This is a genomic window from Micromonospora sp. NBS 11-29, from assembly GCF_002140155.1.
Classification (GTDB): Bacteria; Actinomycetota; Actinomycetes; order Mycobacteriales; family Micromonosporaceae; genus Micromonospora.
This window is the reverse complement of sequence record NZ_NAPR01000019.1, coordinates 4246-6895: the sequence shown is the minus strand read 5'-3', so window position 1 is coordinate 6895 and position 2650 is coordinate 4246. Positions and strand designations below refer to the sequence as shown.

1 protein-coding gene is annotated in these 2650 nt (G+C 77.7%); it reads right to left on the bottom strand.

Annotated elements, in window-relative coordinates:
* The coding region (locus B1205_RS32165) for an acyltransferase domain-containing protein (RefSeq protein ID WP_176308742.1) at positions 1–2650 on the bottom strand (2650 nt) is incomplete at both ends.

The window sequence follows — 2650 nt, the reverse complement described above, 5'->3', positions numbered from 1 at the left end:
TCCGCTCCGGATGCTCCGACTGCGCCGACCGCAACAACCCCCACACCGCCGCACCGGCCAGATCCACGATCCGGTCCGCGTCGGTCGCGGCCACCGCACCCCGCGTCACCACCACCAGCCGCGAATCCACCAGCGGCTCCGCCGCCAACCACGCCTGCACCACCGCGAGCACATCCGACGCGGCCGCCCGGACCACCGCCGGCACATCCGCACCGACCGGCCCGACCACCGGCAGCACCAGCACCCCGGGGATCGCCGACGCGGCGGCCGCCACGTCGGGGTACGCGGGCAGCCCGCCGACGGGCGCGCCGAGCGCCGCCCAGCCGGTCAGGTCGTCGACGGACGGGACCGGTTCGTGCTGCCAGCGCAGCTCGAACAGGGAGCGGGCCGCCACACCGGGAGCGGCCGGACCGGTCATCTCGCGCAGGACCAGCGTGTCCACCGACACGACCGGGGCGCCGGCGTCGTCGGCGGCGACCAACCGCACCGTGCCGCCGTCGCGGGTCAACCGGACCCGCAGCGCGGTGGCGCCGGCGGCGTGCACCTGCACACCCTCGAACGCGAACGGCACGCGCGGGCCCCCGCCGTCGGCGGCGAGCAGCAGCCCGATCGGGTGCAGCGCGGCGTCCAGCAGCGCCGGGTGCACGGCGAAGCCGGTCGCGCCGTCGGCGACCTCCTCGGGCAGCGCGACCTCGGCGTACACCTCGCCGTCGCCGGTCCAGGCCCGGCGCAGGCCCCGGAACGCCGGCCCGTAGGCGAGGCCGTGCCCGGCGAGGGTGGCGTACCAGCCGTCGAGGTCGACCTCGGTGGCGGTGGTCGGTGGCCAGATCGGCAGCCCCGGTTCATCGGCGTCGGCGGGTTCGAGGACGCCCTCGGCGTGGCGTACCCAGCCGGCCTCCGGGTCGTCCTCGGCCTGGGCGTGCACGGTCACCGCGCGGGCGCCCACCTCGTCGGCCGGGCCGACCCGCACCTGCACCCGCATCCCGCCGGACGCGGGCAGCACCAGCGGCGCGGCGATGGCCAGCTCCCGCAGTCGGGAGACGCCGACCTCGTCACCGGCGCGCACGACCAACTCGACCAGCGCGGCGCCGGGCAGCACCACCACGTCGCCGACCACATGGTCGGCGAGCCAGGGGTGGGTGGCGACGGCCAGTCGGCCGGTGAGCAGCACCATGTCCTCGCCGGCGACGGAGACGGCGGCGCCGAGCAGCGGGTGCCCGGCCGCGCCGAGGCCGGCGCCGGAGACGTCGGCGAGCCGGCCGACCGGCTCCAGCCAGTAGCGTTCGTGCTGGAACGCGTACGTGGGCAGGTCGACACGGCGGGCGCCGGCACCGGCGAGCAGGGCGTCCCAGTCGACGGTCAGCCCCTCGGTGTGCAGCCGGGCCAGCGCCTCCAGCACGCCGCGCGGCTCGGGGCGGTCCTTGCGCACCAGCGGCACCAGCGCGGCCGTCGGGTCGGCGAGGGCGCTCTCGGCCATGGCGGTGAGCACGCCGCTGGGGCCCAGTTCGACGTACGTGCCGACGCCGGCCTCGGCGAGCCGGTCGACCGCGTCGGCGAAGCGCACCGACTCCCGGACGTGTCGCACCCAGTAGTCGGCGGTGGTGATCTCGTGCGGCTCGGCGATCCGGCCGGTCAGGTTCGACACGACCGGCACGGTGGGCGGGGCGTAGGCGAGACCGGCGGCGACCTCGGCGAACTCGGCGAGCATCGGCTCCATGAGCGCGCTGTGGAAGGCGTGGCTGACCCGCAGCCGGTGCGTCGGCGTACCCCGGTCGGTCCAGTGCGCGGCGAGCGCGTCGACCGCCTCGGCGTCGCCGGAGACGACCATGGCGGCGGGGCCGTTGACGGCGGCGACGTCGAGCCGTCCGGCGACGCCGGCCAGCGACGCGGTCACGTCCGCCTCGCCGGCGGCGACGGCGAGCATGGCGCCCCCGGCGGGCAGCGCCTGCATGAGCCGGCCCCGGGCGGCGACCAGCGCGCACGCGTCGGGCAGCGACAGCACGCCCGCGACGTGGGCGGCGGCCAGTTCGCCGATCGAGTGGCCGACCAGGAGGTCCGGGACGAGCCCGAACGAGCGGGCGAGGCGGTCCAGCGCCACCTCGACGGCGAACAGGCCGGCCTGGGTGAACCGGGTCTGGTCGAGCAGGTCGCCGTCGCCGAACAGCACCGGCTTGAGCGGTTGCGGCAGCAGCGGGTCCAGGTGCGCGCAGACCTCGTCCAGCGCGGCGGCGAAGACGGGGAACGTGTCGTACAGGTCGCGGCCCATGCCGGCGCGTTGCGCGCCCTGCCCGGAGAAGAGGAACGCGACCCGGCCGCGCGGCCCGGCGGCGCCGGTGACCACCTGCGGCGCGGGTTCGCCGTCGGCGAGGGCGCGCAGCCCGGCGAGCAGGTCGTCGCGGTCGGCGGCCAGGACCACGGCCCGCGCGTCCAGCCCGGCGCGGTGCCGGGAGGCGGCGGCGAGGTCGACCGGACGGGCGTCGGGGTCGGCGGCGACGTGGTCGGCCCAGCGGCGGGCCTGCGCGGCGAGCGCGTCGGGGGTACGCGCGGAGAGCAGCACCGGCGCCAGCGGCGGCGGGGTGCCGGGGGTGGGCTCGGGTTCCTCGACGGCCGGCGGCGCCTCGACGATGACGTGGGCGTTGGTGCCGCTGAT